Source organism: Candidatus Bipolaricaulis anaerobius (assembly GCF_900465355.1).
Taxonomy (GTDB): domain Bacteria; phylum Bipolaricaulota; class Bipolaricaulia; order Bipolaricaulales; family Bipolaricaulaceae; genus Bipolaricaulis; species Bipolaricaulis anaerobius.
Genome location: NZ_LS483254.1, coordinates 830978 through 848094, shown reverse-complemented (window position 1 = coordinate 848094; position 17117 = coordinate 830978). Strand labels below are relative to the sequence as shown.

General features: G+C 68.8%; 16 protein-coding genes. 9 read left to right on the top strand and 7 right to left on the bottom strand.

From position 1 onward, the window contains the following. Nucleotides 1–48 precede the first annotated feature (48 nt). The 6 genes from serS (at nucleotide 49) to BARAN1_RS04155 (ending at nucleotide 7955) form a co-directional block, all read left to right on the top strand. Nucleotides 49–1320, top strand: coding sequence for a serine--tRNA ligase (gene serS / locus BARAN1_RS04180; RefSeq protein WP_122031174.1), 1272 nt, complete (start codon nucleotides 49–51; stop codon nucleotides 1318–1320). Nucleotides 1321–1431: 111 nt separating this feature from the next. Next, entirely contained in the window at nucleotides 1432–3123 is a 1692-nt protein-coding gene (locus BARAN1_RS04175) for a right-handed parallel beta-helix repeat-containing protein (protein ID WP_162297748.1), read from the top strand. A gap of 81 nt (nucleotides 3124–3204) precedes the next feature. Then, a complete protein-coding gene (glgA, locus tag BARAN1_RS04170; RefSeq protein ID WP_122031169.1) occupies nucleotides 3205–4650 on the top strand; it encodes a glycogen synthase GlgA in 1446 nt (481 codons plus the stop codon). A 46-nt stretch (nucleotides 4651–4696) separates the two neighbouring features. After that, nucleotides 4697–6013 carry an ABC transporter substrate-binding protein gene (locus BARAN1_RS04165; protein ID WP_231944238.1) on the top strand — a complete coding sequence of 439 codons (1317 nt, stop codon included), beginning with the start codon at nucleotides 4697–4699 and terminating at the stop codon, nucleotides 6011–6013. Between the two features lie 39 nt (nucleotides 6014–6052). Then, entirely contained in the window at nucleotides 6053–6919 is an 867-nt protein-coding gene (locus BARAN1_RS04160; protein ID WP_122031167.1) for a branched-chain amino acid ABC transporter permease, read from the top strand. Between the two features lies 1 nt (nucleotide 6920). Continuing rightward, nucleotides 6921–7955: an ABC transporter permease subunit gene (locus BARAN1_RS04155; RefSeq protein ID WP_122031165.1), complete on the top strand. Its 1035-nt coding sequence runs from the start codon at nucleotides 6921–6923 to the stop codon at nucleotides 7953–7955. On the opposite strand, the gene BARAN1_RS04150 is transcribed toward BARAN1_RS04155, so the two are convergent. The 3 genes from BARAN1_RS04150 to BARAN1_RS04140 are packed head-to-tail and all read right to left on the bottom strand — an operon-like array spanning nucleotide 7952 to nucleotide 11150. Continuing rightward, nucleotides 7952–8698, bottom strand: a complete 747-nt coding sequence (locus BARAN1_RS04150; protein WP_122031163.1) for an ABC transporter ATP-binding protein — start codon at nucleotides 8696–8698, stop codon at nucleotides 7952–7954. The genes BARAN1_RS04155 and BARAN1_RS04150 overlap by 4 nt on opposite strands. Beyond that, entirely contained in the window at nucleotides 8698–9483 is a 786-nt protein-coding gene (locus BARAN1_RS04145) for an ABC transporter ATP-binding protein (RefSeq protein ID WP_122031161.1), read from the bottom strand. Before BARAN1_RS04145 ends, BARAN1_RS04150 begins: the two co-directional genes overlap by 1 nt. Beyond that, complete coding sequence (locus tag BARAN1_RS04140; protein WP_122031159.1) at nucleotides 9480–11150, bottom strand: AMP-binding protein; 1671 nt, start codon at nucleotides 11148–11150, stop codon at nucleotides 9480–9482. Before BARAN1_RS04140 ends, BARAN1_RS04145 begins: the two co-directional genes overlap by 4 nt. 171 nt (nucleotides 11151–11321) lie before the next feature. Between BARAN1_RS04140 and recA the strand changes: the two genes are divergently transcribed. From recA to ispF, 3 genes are read left to right on the top strand one after another with little or no spacing between them, the layout of a single operon-like run. Continuing rightward, the gene (gene recA / locus BARAN1_RS04135; RefSeq protein ID WP_122031157.1) at nucleotides 11322–12338 is read left to right on the top strand and encodes a recombinase RecA; all 1017 of its coding nucleotides are present in this window, start codon (nucleotides 11322–11324) and stop codon (nucleotides 12336–12338) included. Continuing rightward, nucleotides 12322–12807, top strand: coding sequence for a regulatory protein RecX (locus BARAN1_RS04130; RefSeq protein WP_122031155.1), 486 nt, complete (start codon nucleotides 12322–12324; stop codon nucleotides 12805–12807). The genes recA and BARAN1_RS04130 overlap by 17 nt, the downstream gene beginning before the upstream one ends. After that, nucleotides 12798–13292 (top strand): 2-C-methyl-D-erythritol 2,4-cyclodiphosphate synthase, encoded by a 495-nt coding sequence (ispF, locus tag BARAN1_RS04125; RefSeq protein WP_122031777.1) that lies wholly within the window; start codon nucleotides 12798–12800, stop codon nucleotides 13290–13292. Before BARAN1_RS04130 ends, ispF begins: the two co-directional genes overlap by 10 nt. Here the strand turns inward: ispF and rseP are convergent. From rseP to BARAN1_RS04105, 4 genes are read right to left on the bottom strand one after another with little or no spacing between them, the layout of a single operon-like run. After that, nucleotides 13258–14529, bottom strand: a complete 1272-nt coding sequence (gene rseP, locus BARAN1_RS04120; RefSeq protein ID WP_157959459.1) for an RIP metalloprotease RseP — start codon at nucleotides 14527–14529, stop codon at nucleotides 13258–13260. The two genes, ispF and rseP, sit on opposite strands and share 35 nt — an antisense overlap. After that, complete coding sequence (gene tilS, locus BARAN1_RS04115) at nucleotides 14526–15872, bottom strand: tRNA lysidine(34) synthetase TilS (RefSeq protein WP_122031150.1); 1347 nt, start codon at nucleotides 15870–15872, stop codon at nucleotides 14526–14528. Before tilS ends, rseP begins: the two co-directional genes overlap by 4 nt. Before the next feature lie 59 nt (nucleotides 15873–15931). Then, a complete protein-coding gene (locus BARAN1_RS04110) occupies nucleotides 15932–16300 on the bottom strand; it encodes a hypothetical protein (protein ID WP_122031148.1) in 369 nt (122 codons plus the stop codon). Then, nucleotides 16301–17050, bottom strand: coding sequence for a YebC/PmpR family DNA-binding transcriptional regulator (locus BARAN1_RS04105; RefSeq protein WP_122031147.1), 750 nt, complete (start codon nucleotides 17048–17050; stop codon nucleotides 16301–16303). Nucleotides 17051–17117 lie beyond the last annotated feature (67 nt).

The window sequence follows — 17117 nt, the reverse complement described above, 5'->3', positions numbered from 1 at the left end:
CAGCTCCTTCTGCGTGGAACGACCTGCAGACACGGGTACACTTTGCCCATGCTCGACTTACGTCTCATCCGCAGCGATCCCCAAGGGGTCCTTGCTCGGCTCCGCCGCCGCGATCCCACGCTCGACCTCGCCCCGCTCCTCGCCCTCGATGAGGAGCGGCGCTCCCTCTCCCAGAGAGCGGATGACCTCCGCCGACAGCAGAACGAAGCCTCGGAGCGGATCGCCGCCCTCGGACGGGATGGTCGCCCCGCGGAGCGGGATCCGGTGCTGGCGAAGATGCGCGCGGTGGCCGCGGAGCGGAAGGAGGTCGAGGCCCGCCTCCAGGTGGTGGAGCAGGAGCTCGAAGCCCAGCTCCTCTCCCTCCCCAACCTCCCCCACGAGTCGGTCCCGGAGGGGATGAAGGAGGAGAAGGTCATCCTCCGCACGTTCGGGGAGAAACCGAAATTCGCGTTCCCCCCCGAGCACCATGTCGCCCTCGCCCAGAATCTAGGGCTCCTCGACCTGGAGCGAGCGGCCAAGGTCACCGGCGCGCGGTTCCCGATGTATGTAGGGGCGGGAGCGCGCCTTGAGTTCGCCCTCCTCCACTGGATGTTCGAGCTCCACGTGCGCGAACATGGCTACACCCCGGTCCTCCCCCCCATCCTCGCCAACCGGCCGTCGTTCGTGACCTCGGGCCAGTTCCCGAAGTTCGCGTCTGAGGTCTACGCTTGCCCCGACGATGACCTCTACCTCAACCCAACCGCGGAGGCCCTCCTCGTCAACCTCCACCGGGACGAGATCCTCGCCGAAAGTGACCTCCCGCGACGCTACGTCGCCTACACCCCCTGCTTCCGCCGCGAGGCGGGGGCGTACGGGGAGGAACAGCGGGGGCTGATCCGCGTCCACCAGTTCAACAAGGTCGAGCTGTTCCACTACACAACCCCGGAGGATTCCTACGCTGCCCTCGACGAGATCGTGCGCCAGGCGGAGACGATCCTGCAGAGGCTCGGGCTCCACTACCGGGTCGCCCTCCTCCCGGCAGGGGACCTCGCTCAGCAGGCGGCGAAGACGGTGGACGTCGAGGTGTGGCTCCCCGGCCAGGACCGCTACTACGAGGTCTCGTCCTGCTCGAACTGCGAGGAGTACCAGGCCCGGCGGGGGAACATCCGCTACCGACCCGCCGACGGGGGCAAGCCCCGGTTCGTTCACACCCTGAACGGCTCGGCCCTCGCCACGTCGCGCCTGTTCGCGGCGCTCCTCGAGCAGAACCAGCAGCGAGACGGGACCGTGGTCCTCCCCCCCCTCCTCGCCGATCTCCTCGGGCAGCGGAGCCTCGGCTAGCGGGAACGCCCACCCGAGGGCGAACCGCGGCGGAGCGTGGCACCGATCACAGACAGAACGTGGATGGCGGGGTACCATCCCTGCAGTGCATTCATCCCAAGGAGGGAGACCATGCGTAAGTTGACCGTGATGCTGGTAGCGATGGCCCTTGGCACGGCCATCGCTTGGGGCCAAGGATGGGCGCCCCACGGGCCGATCTACATCTACGGTGATGCCCAGTTCACCTGGGAGAACGGGGTCGTCAAGGGTGCCGGCACACCGGAGGACCCCTACATCATCGAGGGGTGGATCATCGATACCCGCGGCCACGACTACGGGATTTACGTGGACGGGACGCGGGCCCATTTCGTGATCCGCGACTGCCAGATCCGCTACCCGCTCGAGAAGGCGGGGATCCTCCTCTCCAACGTGCGGAACGGGAGGATCGAGGGCACGGCCGTGTTCGGGGGCCGGGTGGGGATCCACCTCCTCGTCACCTCGGGGACCGTCATCACCGGGAACGCGATCGGGTACTGCGATCACGGGATCGTCCTCGGGCCGGCGGCCCAGGGGAACACGATCTACGGGAACAGCATCGTGAACTGCGGGTTCCCCGCCCGCACGGAGGGCGTCCCGAACCAGTGGTTCAAGGACGGCCGCGGCAACTACTGGTCCGACTACCGCGGTACCGACCTCGATAAGAACGGGATCGGGGATACCCCGTACGAACTCGTCCCCGACCTGTACCCGCTCATGGAGCCGCCGGTGAGCCTCCCCGCGGGGGCGACCCGTCTGAGCACCCTGGACCTCGCGGCGCTCGGGGAGCGGGGCATCGTCGCCCTCGCCCCGGGGACCCTCGTGCGGCTTGTCGCCACCGACATCGGGGTCGGTGTGGACAAGATCTTCTACCGCCTCGACGAGGGGCAGTGGCTGACCTACGGCGACCCGTTCCCGCTCCCCGACCGGGCGATGGTGCGGATGGAGTACTACGCCGTGGACAAGCTCGGGAACCAGGAGAGGACGAAACAGCTTGTCATCTACCTCGACATCGAACCCCCGGTGACGCGGATCGTGGCGGACGGCCCCCACTACTTCGCCCCGGACGGGAAGCTGTGGATCACGTCGCGGACGAAGCTCGAGCTCAGAGCAGACGACGCATCCGGGATGGCCAACATCTTCTACCGGATCGAGGGCGGCGACTGGCGGTCCTACACTGAACCGTTCATGGTCCCCGGACCGGAGGGGCCGTACCGGATCGAGTACTACGCGCTCGACCTCTACGGGAACCGGGAGGGCGTGCAGACGGCGATCCTGTGGAAGGATGACTCCGCGCCGGCCACCGAACCCGCGGCAGGAGGGAAGGCCCCTTTTGAGGTAGGGGGGACAGGCCGCGACGAGGCCCCGACGCTCACCCCTGCGCCCGCTCCGGAGCCAGAGCTAGAGCCCGAACCAGAGCCGACGCCTGAGCCCCCCGCTCCAACCCTTGCGTTCCGCGTCACCCTCACCTCGATCTCCCTCCTTGAGGAACCGGGGGGGGAGGGAACGTGGACCCTCACTTACTCCCTGAACGGGGAGGAGAAGGAGATCGTTCGGGAAGAGCTCCCCCTCGTCCTCTACACGGGCGAAGAGAAGCACCTCTCCCTCACCCTGCGGGCGAAGGAGGGCGATGAACACCCCGATGTAGGGGAACACACCCTGACCCTCGCGGCGCCGTGGACCCTCGCCTCCTACGACCTGGAGATCCCGGTGTACGTGGGCAGTGACCCTGCGTCCGCCCTCCTTGGGGTGTGGCGGTTCACGGTGGAAGTGACCGAGGACCGCTGACGGAGGAGCCCGTTCGCATCGGCTACGCCGACGGTCCGCCGCGAGCGGACCGTCTTTTTATGATCATGGTGGAGGTGTGCGATGCGCGTTCTGTTCGTTTCCGCAGAGGTGGCCCCGTATGCCAAGGTGGGGGGGTTGGGGGATGTCGCGGCTGCCCTGCCGCGGGCCCTGGCCGACCTCGGGGTGGAGATCGCGGTGGTAACCCCGAAGTACCGCATGGTGACGGAGAGGGCGGGGAATCTCACCCCCGTCGCGACCTTCCCCGTCGCCGTGGGGGGCGAGGTACGGACCTGCCAGGCGTTCCGAGGTTCTCTCTCCCGAAGCGAGGTCCCGCTGTACGCCCTGGGGTGCGATCCCTTGTTCGACCGCCCGGGGATCTACGGCGAGGGAGGCGGGGGTTACCCCGATGAGCTGGAACGGTTCGCGTTTCTGGCGCGGGCCGCGCTCGACCTCGGTCCGGCCAGTGGGTGGCTTCCCGACGTGGTCCACGCCAACGATTGGCACACCGCCCTCATCCCGGTGTACCTCCGCGCGGAACTGGCTGCTCCGGCGAGATCGGTGCTCACAATCCACAACCTCGCCTACCAGGGATCGTTCCCGCGGGCGAGGGGAGAGAACCTTGGCCTGAACAGCGTCGGCTGGCAACTCGTGACGAGAGGGGACCAGATCAACCTCCTCCAGGGCGGGATCCAGGCCGCGGATTGGATCACCACCGTTTCCCCGTCCTACGCGCGCGAGATCCTCACTCAGGGCGAGGGGCTGGAGGAGGTCCTCCGCGCGAGGCGGGACCAGCTCACCGGGATCCTGAACGGGATCGACACCGTCGTGTGGGATCCTAGCTCGGATCCCCACCTGTGGGCTCCCTACTCGGCGGCGGACCCGAGCGGAAAGTACGAGAACAAGCGGTCCCTCCAAACCGCGCTGGGCCTCGCCCCGGCGGACGGCCCGCTCGTCGCGATGGTGTCCCGCCTCGCTGAGCAGAAGGGGTTCGATCTCGTCCTCACGGCGTTCGAGCGGATGATGGCTCTCGGGATCCAATTCGTCGTCCTGGGGGAGGGGGATCCCCGGTACGCCTCGTTCTTCCGGGGCGCGGAGCGGCGCTACCCGGGGCGCGTGCGGGCCCTCATCCAGTTCTCCGAAGAGTGGGCCCATCGCATCGAGGCGGGGGCGGACCTGTTCCTCATGCCGTCGCGGTTCGAGCCCGCTGGTCTGAACCAGCTCTACTCCCTCCGCTATGGCACGGTGCCGGTCGTCCGCGCCACGGGCGGGCTCAGCGATACGATCCACGACTACGATCCGGTCACGGATTCGGGGAACGGGTTCACCTTCACCGACTACACGGCGGAGGCGATGCTGTCCGCCCTCAGCCGAGCGGTGCGCCTGTGGCGCTCCGATCGCGGGGCCTGGCGACGGCTGATGGTGCGCGGGATGGGCGAGGACCACTCCTGGGCCGTCCCGGCTCGGCAATACTGCGCCCTGTACGAGCGCGTTCTGGCCGGGAGAATTCCGCGCTTGACGGAACCGTGATGCGGGCTACACTGTAGTTCATCTTCTGTTTCGGGAGGTGTCCGAAGTGAGATCCCTCATTTGCTACCTTTTGGTTGCGCTATCCGTGGTGGGGATGGGCGCATCCGGGCAGGTCATCCGCATCGGCGTGGTGGGGCCGATGACGTACATCCAGGGCGCCCACCATTGGCAGGGGGCCACGCTCGCAGCCGAGGAGATCAACGCCGCCGGTGGGATCACCGTGGGCGGGACGACGTACACCCTCGAGCTCGTGCGCGTGGACTCGAACGAGATGCAACCGGGGCCCGACGCGGTGAGCGCCGTAGAACGGGCGATCACCGCATCGAAGGTGGACTTCCTCGTTGGCGGGTTCCGCACGGAGGCGATGCTCGCCATGACCGAGGTCGCGGCCGACTACAAGAAGATCTTCATGATCGCCGGGGCATCGGACGATGCCCTGCTTGCGGGTCGGGTGGATAAGGACTACAACCGCTACAAGTACCTGTTTCGGGTCACGCCGGTGCCCTCCACCTCCCTCGCCCGCGTCGCGTTCATCCTCCTCGGCGAGGTGATGGAGGAGTTCCGGCGCGAGCTGGGGATCGCGGAGCCGAAGGTGGCCATCGTCGCTGAGCAGGCTGCGTGGGCGAACTCGATCGTCACCTTCGTCCAACTGATGGCGAACACCCCCCTCGCCCTCGGCGGGCTGGGTGGGAAGCACGTCGGCACGTGGCGACCGTCCGCGCTCGCGACGAGCGTCGCCGCGGAGCTGACGGCGGTGGAGCGGTCCGGCGCCCACATCGTGTTCACCGTGTTTTCCGGCCCGGTGGGGGTCGTATTCGGCCGCGATTGGGGGCGCCTCCAGATTCCCGTTGCCGCGGTGGGGATCAACGTTGAGGCCCAAGCCCAGAGCTGGCTCGATGCCACCGGGGGGTTCGGGGCCTATGCCGCTACGGTGGGGATCTACGCCGATGGGGTGGCGGTCACAGAGAAGACACTCCCGTTCGTGGACGCGTTCCGGGCGAGGTTCGGCGAGCTCCCGATCTATACTGCGGGGACCTACGATGCGATCTATGTTCTGGCCGACGCGATCCAGAGGGCGGGCTCGCTTGAGACCGATGCCGTGATCCAGGCCCTCGAGTCCACCGACTACGTCGCGACGATCGGGCGCCTCGTGTTCGACGAGGTGCACGATGTGACGTGGGGGCCTGGCTACACCACGGCGATCGGGGTGCAGTGGCAGGACGGGGCGCCGAAGGCGTTCTGGCCACAGGAATGGCGGCCGGATCCCGTGACCGCGCCGGACCTCGTGATCAGCGCTCCGGGGACGGTCCCCTACCTGATCCCGCCGTGGGTGGAGGCCCACTGGCGGGCGAGCGGGAGCTAGAAACGTACGGAGGGGCCCCGGCGGGGGCCCCTTCTCACCATGGTCGCCGACATCCTCGTCAACGGTCTCGTCCACAGCGGCGTTTACGCCATGCTCTCCCTTGGGTTCGGGCTCGTGTTCGGGGTCGGGCGCGTGCTCAACCTCGCCCACACTGCGTTCTACATGATCGCAGCGTACGGGATCTTCTACCTCGTCCAGGTCGGGCTAGCGATGCCCGTAGCGACAGCCCTCACTGCGGTGGGGGTCATGGCGGTTGGCCTTGCGATCTACAAGGTGTTCATCGAACCCGTACGCGAGGTGGAGGCGACGGTGCTCATCACCACCCTCGCGACAGCGATCCTCCTCCAGGAGGTAGCGATGGCGGTCTTCGGGAGCGAGCTGCGGCATGTGCCTCCCGCGTTCCCCGGCTACACCCTCATCGCCGGGGTGCGGGTGGGGAACCAGGAGATGGCGACCCTCGTTCTAGCTGGGGTGTGCCTCGCCGGGGTGTGGCTCCTCCTCTCCCACACGCGGCTCGGGCTGGCGATCCGCGCCGCGGCCCAGGATCGCGAGGTGGCGAACCTGATGGGGATCAACGTGAACCGGGTGACAGCCATCGTGATGGCGCTGGGGTTCCTCCTCGCCGCGCTCGCCGGGGCGGCGATCGCGCCCCTGTCCCCGGTCGAACCCCAGATGTGGATGCACCCCTTGGTGATCGTGCTCGCCGCGGTCGTCTTGGGTGGGCTGGGGAGCCTGAAGGGAAGCCTGATCGGAGCCGTGATCCTTGCGTTCGCGGAGGTGGTGGTGGTGTTCCTCGTCCCCGGCGGCTCGTACCTGCGGACGGCGGTCGCTCTCCTGATCATGGTCTGCGTGTTCCTCGTCCGGCCCGAGGGCCTGTTCGGGGCAAGCATCGCCGAGGAACGGTAGCGTGCACTACCTGCGCTCGTTCCTCCACTCCCTTCGGGCCGAGGTGTTTGTCCTCCCGACGCGGATCATCGCCGTCGCGTTCGTGATCGCGCTGCTCATCCTGCCCCTCTTCACTCAGGACCCGTACCTCCTCCGCATGCTCATCCTCGCGTCCGTGTTCGCGATCTACGCCACGAGTTGGGACATCCTCGCCGGTTATGCGGGCCAGATCAGCCTCGGTCACGCCCTGTTCTTCGGAACGGGGGCGTACACAACCGCCCTCCTCGGCCTTCACCTCGGCCTCCCCCCTTCCCTCACCGTCCCGTTGGGCGCGGTGGCCGCGACCGTCGCCGGGCTCGCCGTGGGCATCCCCTGTCTCCGCCTGCGGAAGCATTACCTCGCCTTGGCCACGCTGGCGTTCCCGCTCATGCTCACCGGCCTTGTGTTCATGTTCCCCGGCTTCTCCGGCGGTGAGGGTGGGATCTGGCGCATCGCGCGGCTCGCTGCGACGCGGGTCGGGGAGTACTACCTGATCGTGGGGACGATGCTCGTCGTGGTGTTCATCCTGTGGCGGATCGCGGGGTCGCGGGTGGGGTTAATCTTCCACGCGATCCGCGAGGACGAGGTAGCGGCGCGGGCCCTCGGGATCAACACGATCCGCTACAAGCTCCTCGCGTTCGCGATCTCGGGGTTCACCGCGGGGGTGGCGGGAGCGCTGTACGCCCACGTCACCCGCATCGCCGGCCCGAGCAACCTCGACCTGTTCATGTCCTTTCAGCCCATCATCTGGACGATCTTCGGCGGGGCAGCCACGGTCTACGGACCGGTCACGGGCGCGTTCATCCTCTTCCCCGCTCTCGATCTCCTGCACGTGGTCCTCCCCCAGTACCGGATGCTCATCTTCGCCCTGATCGTGCTGTTCATCCTCCGGTTCATGCCCCAGGGAGTCACGACGTGGGTCCGGGACCGGATTGAGCGGGTTTGCCCGAGCTGCCGGGTGCGGAACGTCGCCACTCGGCGCACGTGCCGGGCGTGCGGGGCCGAGCTCCGGGACTAGAGCCCGAGGTACGAGCGGCGCACGACCTCATCCACGAGAAGGTTTTCCGGCGGGCCCTCCGCCACGACCCTCCCCTGGGAGAGGACATACCCCCAGTCGGCCATGGAGAGGCTGATCGCCGCATCCTGTTCCACGAGGAGCACCGCGATCCCCAGCTCCTTCACCTCGCGGATCCGCGCGAACAAGGGCTCCTTCACCACGGGGGCAAGTCCGGTGGAGGGCTCATCGATGAGAAGGAGCTTCGGGCCGCTCATGAGGGCGCGGCCGATCGCGAGCATTTGTTGCTCTCCCCCGGAGAGGGTGCCCGCCCGCTGGGGGGCCCGGTCCCACAGGATCGGGAACAGGCGCTGGACCTCGGCCAAGCGCGCGGCCACCTCGCGGCGGCTGCGCACGAGGTACGCCCCCGCCATGAGGTTCTCCCGCACCGTCATCTCCCGGAACGGCCGGCGCCGCTCCGGACACAGGATGAGGCCGCGGGCGGCGATCTCGTGAGCGGGCAGGTGATCGATGCGCTCCTCGTGGAACCAGACCCGCCCGCTCAGCCGCACGTCCTCGTGCCGAAACGCGTGCTGTTCCCACCACACAAGCCCGGCGAGGGTCCGGAGGAGGGTCGTCTTGCCCGCCCCGTTGGGGCCGACGACGGTCACCAGCTCCCCGTCGCGCACCTCCAGCCCCACGTCGTGGAGGATGAGGGCCGTCCCGTAGGAGACGGACAGCTCGTGGGCCTGGATCGCCTGGAACATCAGAACCCCCCCGGCAGGTGCGCCCCCACCCGGCCCAGGTAGGCCTCCACCACCCGCGGGTCCTGCACCACCTGCTCGGGAGGGCCATCCGCGAGGACCTCCCCAAAATGCATGACGACGATCCGGTCAGCGATCCTCATCAGCTCCGACAGCTTGTGCTCGACGATGATCATCGCGCACCCCTCGCTGTGGAGGCGCCCAAACCGGCCCCCCTTCCGCAGGCGGTGGATGGAGTTTGCGAGGAGCCGCGTCTCGGCCTGGGTGAGGCCGGCGAACGGCTCGTCGAGGATGAGGAGCTCGGGCTCGGTGGCGATGGCCCGGGCGATCTCGAGCCGCTTGAGATCGCCCTGGGACACGGCCGACGCGGGGGTGAGCGCGAGATCGGAGATCCCCACGAACTCGAGCGCATCGAGGGCCCGGGCCTCGACCGTCTTCACCCACTCCCCCTGGCGGGCCAGGCGCGGGTTGTGGAGGGCGACCATCACGTTGGCGATCAAGGGGAGCTGCTTCATGGGACGGCTGTTCTGGAACGTGCCCGTGATCCCCCGTACCACCCTCTTCCACGTCGGAAGGCGGGTGATGTCCTCCCCCTTCCAGAGGACCTTGCCCTCGTCGGGACGCAGGAGGCCCATGATCAACCGCACAACCGTCGTCTTGCCCGCCCCGTTGGGGCCGATGAGGCCCACGATCTCCTGCGGACCCACGGAGAAGCTCACCCGCCGCACCGCCTCCAGGCCCCCGAACCGCTTCGAGAGGTTCGCGACCGCGAAGAAGTGCTCCGTCACATCCCCTCCAGCTCCTCGCGGAGATCGCGTCGCGATACCTTCCCAACATCGGTCTTGGGGAGCTCGCTGCGGAACTCCACGACCTTCGGCACCTTGTACGGGGCGAGCCTCTCCTTGAGGTAGTCGCGGATATCGGCCTCCGTCACCCGGCCGCGGGCCTCCGGCCGCAGGACCACGTACGCCATCGGGTACTCGCCGACCTTGGGGTCCTTGACCCCGATCACGCCGGCCGCCTTCACCAACGGATGGGCGGTCAGCACCTCCTCGATCTCCCGCAGGAACACCGAAAACCCGCGGTACTTGATGAGGTCCTTGGTGCGGGCGTAGTAATGGAAGTACCCCTCATCGTCCATCCGTACGAGGTCCCCCGTTCGGAGCCACCGCTTTCCGTGGGCCTCGCGGAACGCTCGCTTGTTCTCCTCAGCGCGGTTCCAGTAGGCCGCGGTGATGTTGGGGCCGGAGAGGAGGAGCTCCCCCACCTCGCCGACAGGAAGGTAAGCGCCTCCCTCGGGATCGGCCACCACAGCGTCCACGTTGGGCAGGGGGATCCCAAACGACCCGCGTTTGATGCGGGCCGGGGGGTTGACGTGGCTCACCCCGGCCGTCTCCGTCATTCCGAACCCCTCGAGGATCGGCTTCCCGGTACGCTCCTCCCACCCCGCAGCCGTCGCCTCGGGCAGGGCGTCGGCCCCGCTCACGAGGATCTTCATCTTCTTCCAGTTGACCCACGTCGTCTTCGGGTGGTTGCGGAGGACCTCGTACAGCGACGGCACACCGTAGAACACGGTCACGCCTTCCCGGTCCATGGTGGCGAGGATCTGCCCCAGGTCGAGCGAGGTGAACAGGACGATGGTCGCGCCGAGGGTCACCCCGACGAGGAGGATCGCGACCTGGCCGTAGATGTGGTACAGGGGAAGCGCGGCCGCGACCACTTCCCCGCCCTCAGTGAGGTCCGGGAAGAACGCCCGCAGCTGGGCCGCGCAGGCGACGAGGTTGGCGTGGGTCAGCTGCACGCCCTTCGGTTGGGCCGATGTCCCACCCGTGTACGGCAGGATCGCGAGGTCCGTGGTCGGATCAAGAGACGGGGCGGAGAACGCGCTCTCCCTCCCCCGGAGGAGCTTCTGGAACGGGTGCACGCCGGGGCCCGTGGGGAGCGGGGGCTTCTTCGCGAACACCCCCTTCAGGGCGGGAAGGTACTCGTGGGCTCCGGTGACGATGACCCCATTCAGGCGCACACCAGACCGCTCGAGGTTCCCGTAGAGGAGGTCTTGGCACACGACGTAGCTCGCCCCGCTGTCCTCAAGCTGGAACGCGAGTTCCGAGCTCGAGTAGACGGGGCTCACCGGCACCACGACCGCCCCCGCCTTGAGGATCCCAAAGTAGGCGATCACGAACTGGGGACTATTGACGAGGTACAGCGCCACCCGGTCCCCCCCGTGCACGCCGAGCTCCACCAGGCCGGCTGCGAACGCATCCGCCTGCTCGCGGAGCTCGCGGTAGGGCAGGTTGGCCCCATAGTAGTGGAGGGCCGTCCGGCGGGGGAATGCCGCGGCCGCTCGGTCGAGGAGGGTCCACACCGGCACGGCGGGCGTCTCCACCCGGGCCGGGACCCCTTCCGGGTAATGGCGGATCCAGGGATGGGTGGAGTAGGGGTTGTCTTCGCTCATGCCACCGCCTTTTCTTCTCGGGGGGGCGCATTCGGAGCGCACGCAATGAACGAATTATAGGCATCCCTCCCCCCAGATCAAGGAACGAGATGGCGCGGTCCCGTCGCGTGTCCCCGGAGCCCCCTTGCCAACGAAGGTAATGGCCATTACGATACCTAGCGGAGGCGGTCCATGGGAAAGCGAGAAGTGCTCGACAATGTCCTGAAGCAGATCCAGAAGTCCTACGGCGAGGGCGCGATCATGTGGCTGGGCGAGAAACCGATCGCCACAGGCGTGGACGTCATCCCGACCGGGTCGCTCGCCCTCGACATCGCCCTCGGCGTGGGGGGCGTCCCCCGGGGGCGGATGATCGAGATCTTCGGACCGGAGGCATCGGGGAAGACGACGCTTGCCCTCCACATCGTCGCCGAGGCGCAGAAGCTCGGAGGCACGGCGGCGTTCATCGACGCCGAGCACGCCCTCGACCCCAACTACACGCGCGCGATCGGCGTTGACCTCGACCACCTCCTCCTCTCCCAGCCGAGCTCAGGCGAGCAGGCCCTTGAGATCATGGAGCAGCTCGTGCGGTCCGGCGCGGTGGACATCATCACCGTGGACTCGGTGGCCGCCCTCGTGCCGGAGGCCGAGCTCCAGGGGCAGATGGGCGATGCCCAGGTCGGGCTCCAGGCCCGGCTCATGTCCCAGGCGATGAGGAAGCTCGCCGCGGCGATCGCCCAGTCCAAAACGGTGGCGATCTTCGTGAACCAGATCCGGTCCACGATCCAGTCCGGGCCGTGGGGACCGGGCACGACCACCTCCGGCGGCCGGGCCCTCAAGTTCTACGCATCGGTGCGGATGAACATCTGGGCCGAGGGAAAGATCGCCGAGGGCGATGACCGCGTGGGGATGAAGGCCCACGTGCGGGTGGTGAAGAACAAGGTCGCCGCCCCATTCCGTGAGGCGAGCTTCGACGTGATCTACGGCCAGGGGATCGTCCGCGAGCGGGACGCGATCAACTGCGGGGTGGAGTTGGACGTGATCACCCGCTCCGGCTCCTGGTACTCCTACGGCGACACCCGCCTCGGCCAGGGTCTCGCCCAGGCGGCCCAGTTCCTCCGCGACAACCCCGACCTCACCGACCAGATCATCCGCGACATCCGGAAGAAGGCGGGCCTGCCGGAGCCGACGCCCCGTGAGCGCGAAGGATGAGGCAGCGGCCAAGGCCTATGTGGAGCGACTTGTAACGTATCGCCCCCGGACCGTGGCCGAGGTGCGGCGGCGCCTCGCGGCGAAGGGGTTCCCCCCCGAGGTCGCGCGGGCCGCGCTCTCGTATGCAGAGGACGCGGGCCTCGTGAACGATGCCCTGTTCGCCCGCCTCTACGCTGAGGATCGGGTCCTGTCCAGACCCTGCGCGCGGCGGTTGATCGCTCAGGAGCTGCGGGAGCGGGGGGTGGAGGCCATGCTCGCAGATCAGGCCGCCCTCGCGGCGCTACCGGACCTCACGGAGGCGGACCTCGCCCGCCGTGCCCTCGCCGCGCGGATGCCCCTCTGGCAGAATCTCGCCCCCGACGTCGCCCGCAACCGGGCGGCGGCGTTCCTCCTCCGGCGCGGGTTCTCCCCCGCCCTCGCCCGGCAGATCGTAGACGAGGCATTGGGAGAGGGATGGACATCCGGATAGGCCTCGGCATCGACTTCCACCGCTTCGCCCCGGAGCGCGACCTCATCCTCGGCGGGGTCGTGATCCCCCATAGTCTCGGCCTGGACGGCCATTCGGACGCCGACGTCCTTCTCCACGCACTCTGCGACGCCCTCCTTGGGGCGGCGGCCTTGGGCGACATCGGGCACCACTTCCCCACCACCGATCCCGCCTACGAGGGGATCTCCTCCCTCGAACTCCTCCGCCGCACCATCGCCCTGCTCGCCGCGGCGGGGTACGAGCCTCAGCAGGTGGACGCGGTAGTGGTGGCAGAGCGGCCGGTCCTCGCCCCCTACGTTCCGACGATGCGCGAGCGGATCGCGGCGGTGCTCGGCGCTGACGTAAGTGCGGTGTCCGTGAAGGCGACCACACCGGAGGGGATAGGCGCCCTCGGCCGAGGGGAGGGGATCGGCGCGTGGGCGGTGGCCCTCATCATCCGAACAGGCGGCGGAGATCCTGGAACGTGATCAGGATGAGGAGCCCAAACAGGATCGCGAACCCCACCGCGTGCACCACCATCTCCACCCGTGGCGAGACCTTGCGCCGGGTGACCATCTCGTAGAGGGCGAACACCGTCCGGGCCCCATCGAGGGCGGGGAAGGGGATCAAGTTGAACAGGGCGAGGTTGAGGCTGATCAAGGCCACGAGGAGGAGGAGCACGACCGGCCCCGCCCGCATGCCCTCGCCCAACAGGGCCGCGATCCCCACTGGGCCTGCGACCGCCTCCCCAGCGGGGATAGAACGAGTGATGAGCCCGCGGATCGTTGCGACGAACCCCACCATCGCGTCCGCGATCTGTCGGAACGCGAGGACCACCCCTTCTGCAGGGGCCGGACGTTCGTAGCGGGGGGCAAGCGTGCGGAACGAGGTCCCCTCAAGGAGATCGTCCACCGAATCCGGGAGGGGGAGGTCCAGCCGGTCGCCCGCCCGGTCCACCACCGTCTCCCGGCATCCGTCCTCCCAAATTGCGTACAGATCATAGAATGAGCTCACAGGTTCCCCGCAGGCGGAGACGATCCGGTCGCCCGGCGCGAACCCGGCCCGAGCGAGGGGGGCATCTGGGGAGAGCGCTTCGATCTCCGCGAGCACGATCTGGGGGAGGAAGTACGCCCCAACGAGGTACCGCCCGTCGGCGGGCGAGAACGTGGGGGTGATGGTGACCTCCATCTCCTCCCCTCCCCGCTCGATGCGGAACGGCACGGGCTGGGGAGCGAGGGCCCGGATCCTCGCCCCCACGTCGTCGGTGGCCCACGCTGGGCGGCCGCCGACGGCGAGGATCACGTCCCCCACCTGGAGCACCTCCGCGGCCGGCTTCCCCGGGACGAGGCCTGCTACCTGAGGCCGCGGGAGGCCAAACCCGAGGATCGCCCCCACCGCCACCGCCACGGCGAGCACGACATTCGCCAGCGGGCCGCACAGGGAGAGCACGAACCGCTTCCACGCGGGCTGGCCGTAGTAGGTGCGCTCGAACGGGACCTCGGTGGCCGCCTCCGACTCGCCGGCGAGGCGCACGAACCCCCCGAGGGGGAAAATACGAACGCTGTACCGCGTCTCCCCACGCTGGCGCGCCCACACCGGCGGCCCAAACCCGAGCGCGAACTCCTCGACCGCGATCCCCAAGCCCTTCGCGGCGAGGAAGTGCCCTCCCTCGTGGATCCCCACGAGGAACAGGATCGTCCCCACGAAGAGGAGGAACGTGGTCACAGCCGTCTCGCCTCGACCCGCAGGACTTCGTCCGTCTCCATCGCCACCCGATGATCCTCGCTTGGGCGCACCCCCACCACCCACGCGATGCCCACCCCGTCGCAGAGGAGGGGCCACTGTCCCCGCTCCCAGTGCGGGATGTGGGCCTCCATGAGGAGATCGCGCACCCGCTTCGTCCCCGCAAGGCCGAACGGGCGCAGGCGGTCCCCCGGCCGCGGCGTGCGCACGAGGAGGGGGGGGGCGAGCCGGTGGGGATCAAGGTAGGCGGTGAACGGGTTCGGCGGGACGAGGCGCGGGGGCCGCGGGATGCGGCGCAAGGAGAACGCCCACCCGAGCTCCCCGATCACCGCCTCTCCCTCGCCGGGCACCTCCCACGCCGACGGGAGGGCGAGGCCCCGATCGGGGGAACCGAACTGGAGCACCCCGCTTCCGATCCGCGCAGATAGCCCGTGGGGGAGGTGGACCTCGCCCCGCCCGCGCCGGATCCCCTCCACCACCGCCTCAACGTGGCGCTGGGCGAGGCTGACCCCGGCCTCCTCCCCTGCCCGCCGGACGACGAGGGTCTGCACGCTGCGCGGGAGGGAGCGGAGGAGTTCGAGGTCGAGGCCATCCTCCCGAGAGGCCTCAGCGTGAGCGAGGTCCGCCGCCCAGGCCAAGGCCTCCTCCGCCTCAGCGAGGAGCCCGGCTGCCCGAGCGAGGGCCTCCTCGGCCCGCGGGTTGCGGCGGGAGAGGATGGGGAGGACGTCGTGGCGGATCGCGTTCCGCAGGAGGCTCCGGTCCTCGTTCGTCGGGTCGTCGCGGAACGGGATCCCCTCCCGTGCGCAGAAGGAGCGCGTCTCCTCCCGGGAGAGGAGGATGAGGGGACGGATGTAGGGAGGTGTGGACGGGAGGATCCCCCTGAGCCCGCGAGGGCCTGCGCCGCGGAGGAGGTGGAGGAGGACGGTCTCCGCGACATCGGTTCGCGTATGGCCGAGGGCGATCTTCCCCGCACCCACCTCGCGCGCCGCCCGCGTGAGGAACTCCCGGCGCACAAGGCGGGCAGCTTCCTCCAGGTTGATCTTCGTTGCCCGCGCGAGGGCCGGCACATCCACCCGGTCGCAGATGAGGGGCAAGCCAAGGCCCATCGCCGCCCCCTGCACCACGGCGAGGTCCTCCGCCGTGTCCGGCCGGATCCCGTGGTCGAGGTGGGCCACGGTGAGGGTGAGCGAGAGCTCGTCCCGCAGACGGTCGAGGGCATGGAGGAGGGCCAGCGAATCCGCTCCCCCGGACACGGCGACGAGGACGCGCTCCCCTGGGCCAAGGAGCCCGTACCGGCGGATCGCCTCCCGAACCCTAGCGAGCATCGCCCTCCTCGCTGGGCTGCGGTGGGGCTTTCCGGATCCGCTCGTGAACTTCCGGCCCCCTAGAAGCGGACCGCGAACCCCGTCGGCGAGACCTCGAGGGAGATCCCCTCCCGCTGCAGCGCGACCTGATACGCGTCCCAGCCCGAATAGAACGCCCACAGGGCATGCACGACGCCCACGCCCCAGTACAGGGAGAACCCGGGGTAGGGCAGGATCGCGGCCAGGTACCCTCCTCCGACGACCAGCGCCACGTCCACCGCGAAGTGGGTGAGGGCCTTATCGTACTCCTCGTTGAGGTACTGCCCGAGGCCGGGGATCGCGAACGAAGCGATCCCGTGGATGAGCGGGATCGGGTTCGGCTCCTGCCGGGCCCACCCCACCATGCCCACCCCGACCACCGCCGCCAGCGCCACCGCCACAGCTCGCATCTAGCCTCCTTCGACCTGCACCAACACCTCGTCCGGGATGTCAAAGTTCGCCACGACCTCCTGGACGTCCTCTTCCTCGTCAAGCGCATCCATGAGCTTGAGGAGCCTCTCCGCGTCCTTCCCCTCCACCCGCACGGTGGTTTTGGGGACAAGGGCGATCTCGGCGCGGGTCACGGTCACTCCCTGTCCCTTCAGCGCGTCCCGCACCGCAGCCACCGCGCTCGACGGGGTGTAGAAGGTGAGGGTCTCCCCCTCGTCCAGGAAGTCCTCCGCCCCGGCCTCGGCCGCAACGAGGACGAGCCCCTCCCGATCAGCATCCCCGGGGATGACCTCCACCACCCCGCGGCGGTCGAACTGCCAGGCCACGCTCCCCTCACCCCCGAGGCTTCCCCCGTGGCCCTCGAAGATATGGCGCACCGCCGCCGCGGTGCGGTTCCGGTTATCGGTGAGCGCGCGCAGCAGGATCGCCACCCCCCCTGGGCCGTAGCCCTCATAGGTCACCTCGGCATACTGAACCCCGTCCAGGTTTCCCGCGCCCCTCTTGATCGCCCGCTCGATGTTGTCCTTGGGCATGTTCGCGGCGCGAGCCCGTTCGATCGCCGCGGCCAAGGTGACGTTGGTCTCGGGGTTGGGATCCTGCCGAGCGCAGACGATGATCTCCCGCGTGATGCGGGAGAAGAGGCTGGACCGCTTCTTGTCCTGCGCCCCTTTCCGGTGCTTGATGTTCGCCCATTTGGAATGACCAGCCATCGGCTCCCTCGCAGCGTAGGGGAGGATGATAGTCATCGGCCGGGGATCGGGCAAGGGATCCGGTTGC

Coding starts and splice junctions, on each gene's coding strand:
- BARAN1_RS04140 (WP_122031159.1), bottom strand. CDS start 11,150: ATGAGCGAAGACAACCCCTACTCCACCCATCCCTGGATCCGCCATTAC.
- BARAN1_RS04175 (WP_162297748.1), top strand. CDS start 1,432: ATGCGTAAGTTGACCGTGATGCTGGTAGCGATGGCCCTTGGCACGGCC.
- tilS (WP_122031150.1), bottom strand. CDS start 15,872: ATGCTCGCTAGGGTTCGGGAGGCGATCCGCCGGTACGGGCTCCTTGGC.
- glgA (WP_122031169.1), top strand. CDS start 3,205: ATGCGCGTTCTGTTCGTTTCCGCAGAGGTGGCCCCGTATGCCAAGGTG.
- BARAN1_RS04105 (WP_122031147.1), bottom strand. CDS start 17,050: ATGGCTGGTCATTCCAAATGGGCGAACATCAAGCACCGGAAAGGGGCG.
- BARAN1_RS04150 (WP_122031163.1), bottom strand. CDS start 8,698: ATGTTCCAGGCGATCCAGGCCCACGAGCTGTCCGTCTCCTACGGGACG.
- BARAN1_RS04160 (WP_122031167.1), top strand. CDS start 6,053: ATGGTCGCCGACATCCTCGTCAACGGTCTCGTCCACAGCGGCGTTTAC.
- serS (WP_122031174.1), top strand. CDS start 49: ATGCTCGACTTACGTCTCATCCGCAGCGATCCCCAAGGGGTCCTTGCT.
- BARAN1_RS04110 (WP_122031148.1), bottom strand. CDS start 16,300: ATGCGAGCTGTGGCGGTGGCGCTGGCGGCGGTGGTCGGGGTGGGCATG.
- recA (WP_122031157.1), top strand. CDS start 11,322: ATGGGAAAGCGAGAAGTGCTCGACAATGTCCTGAAGCAGATCCAGAAG.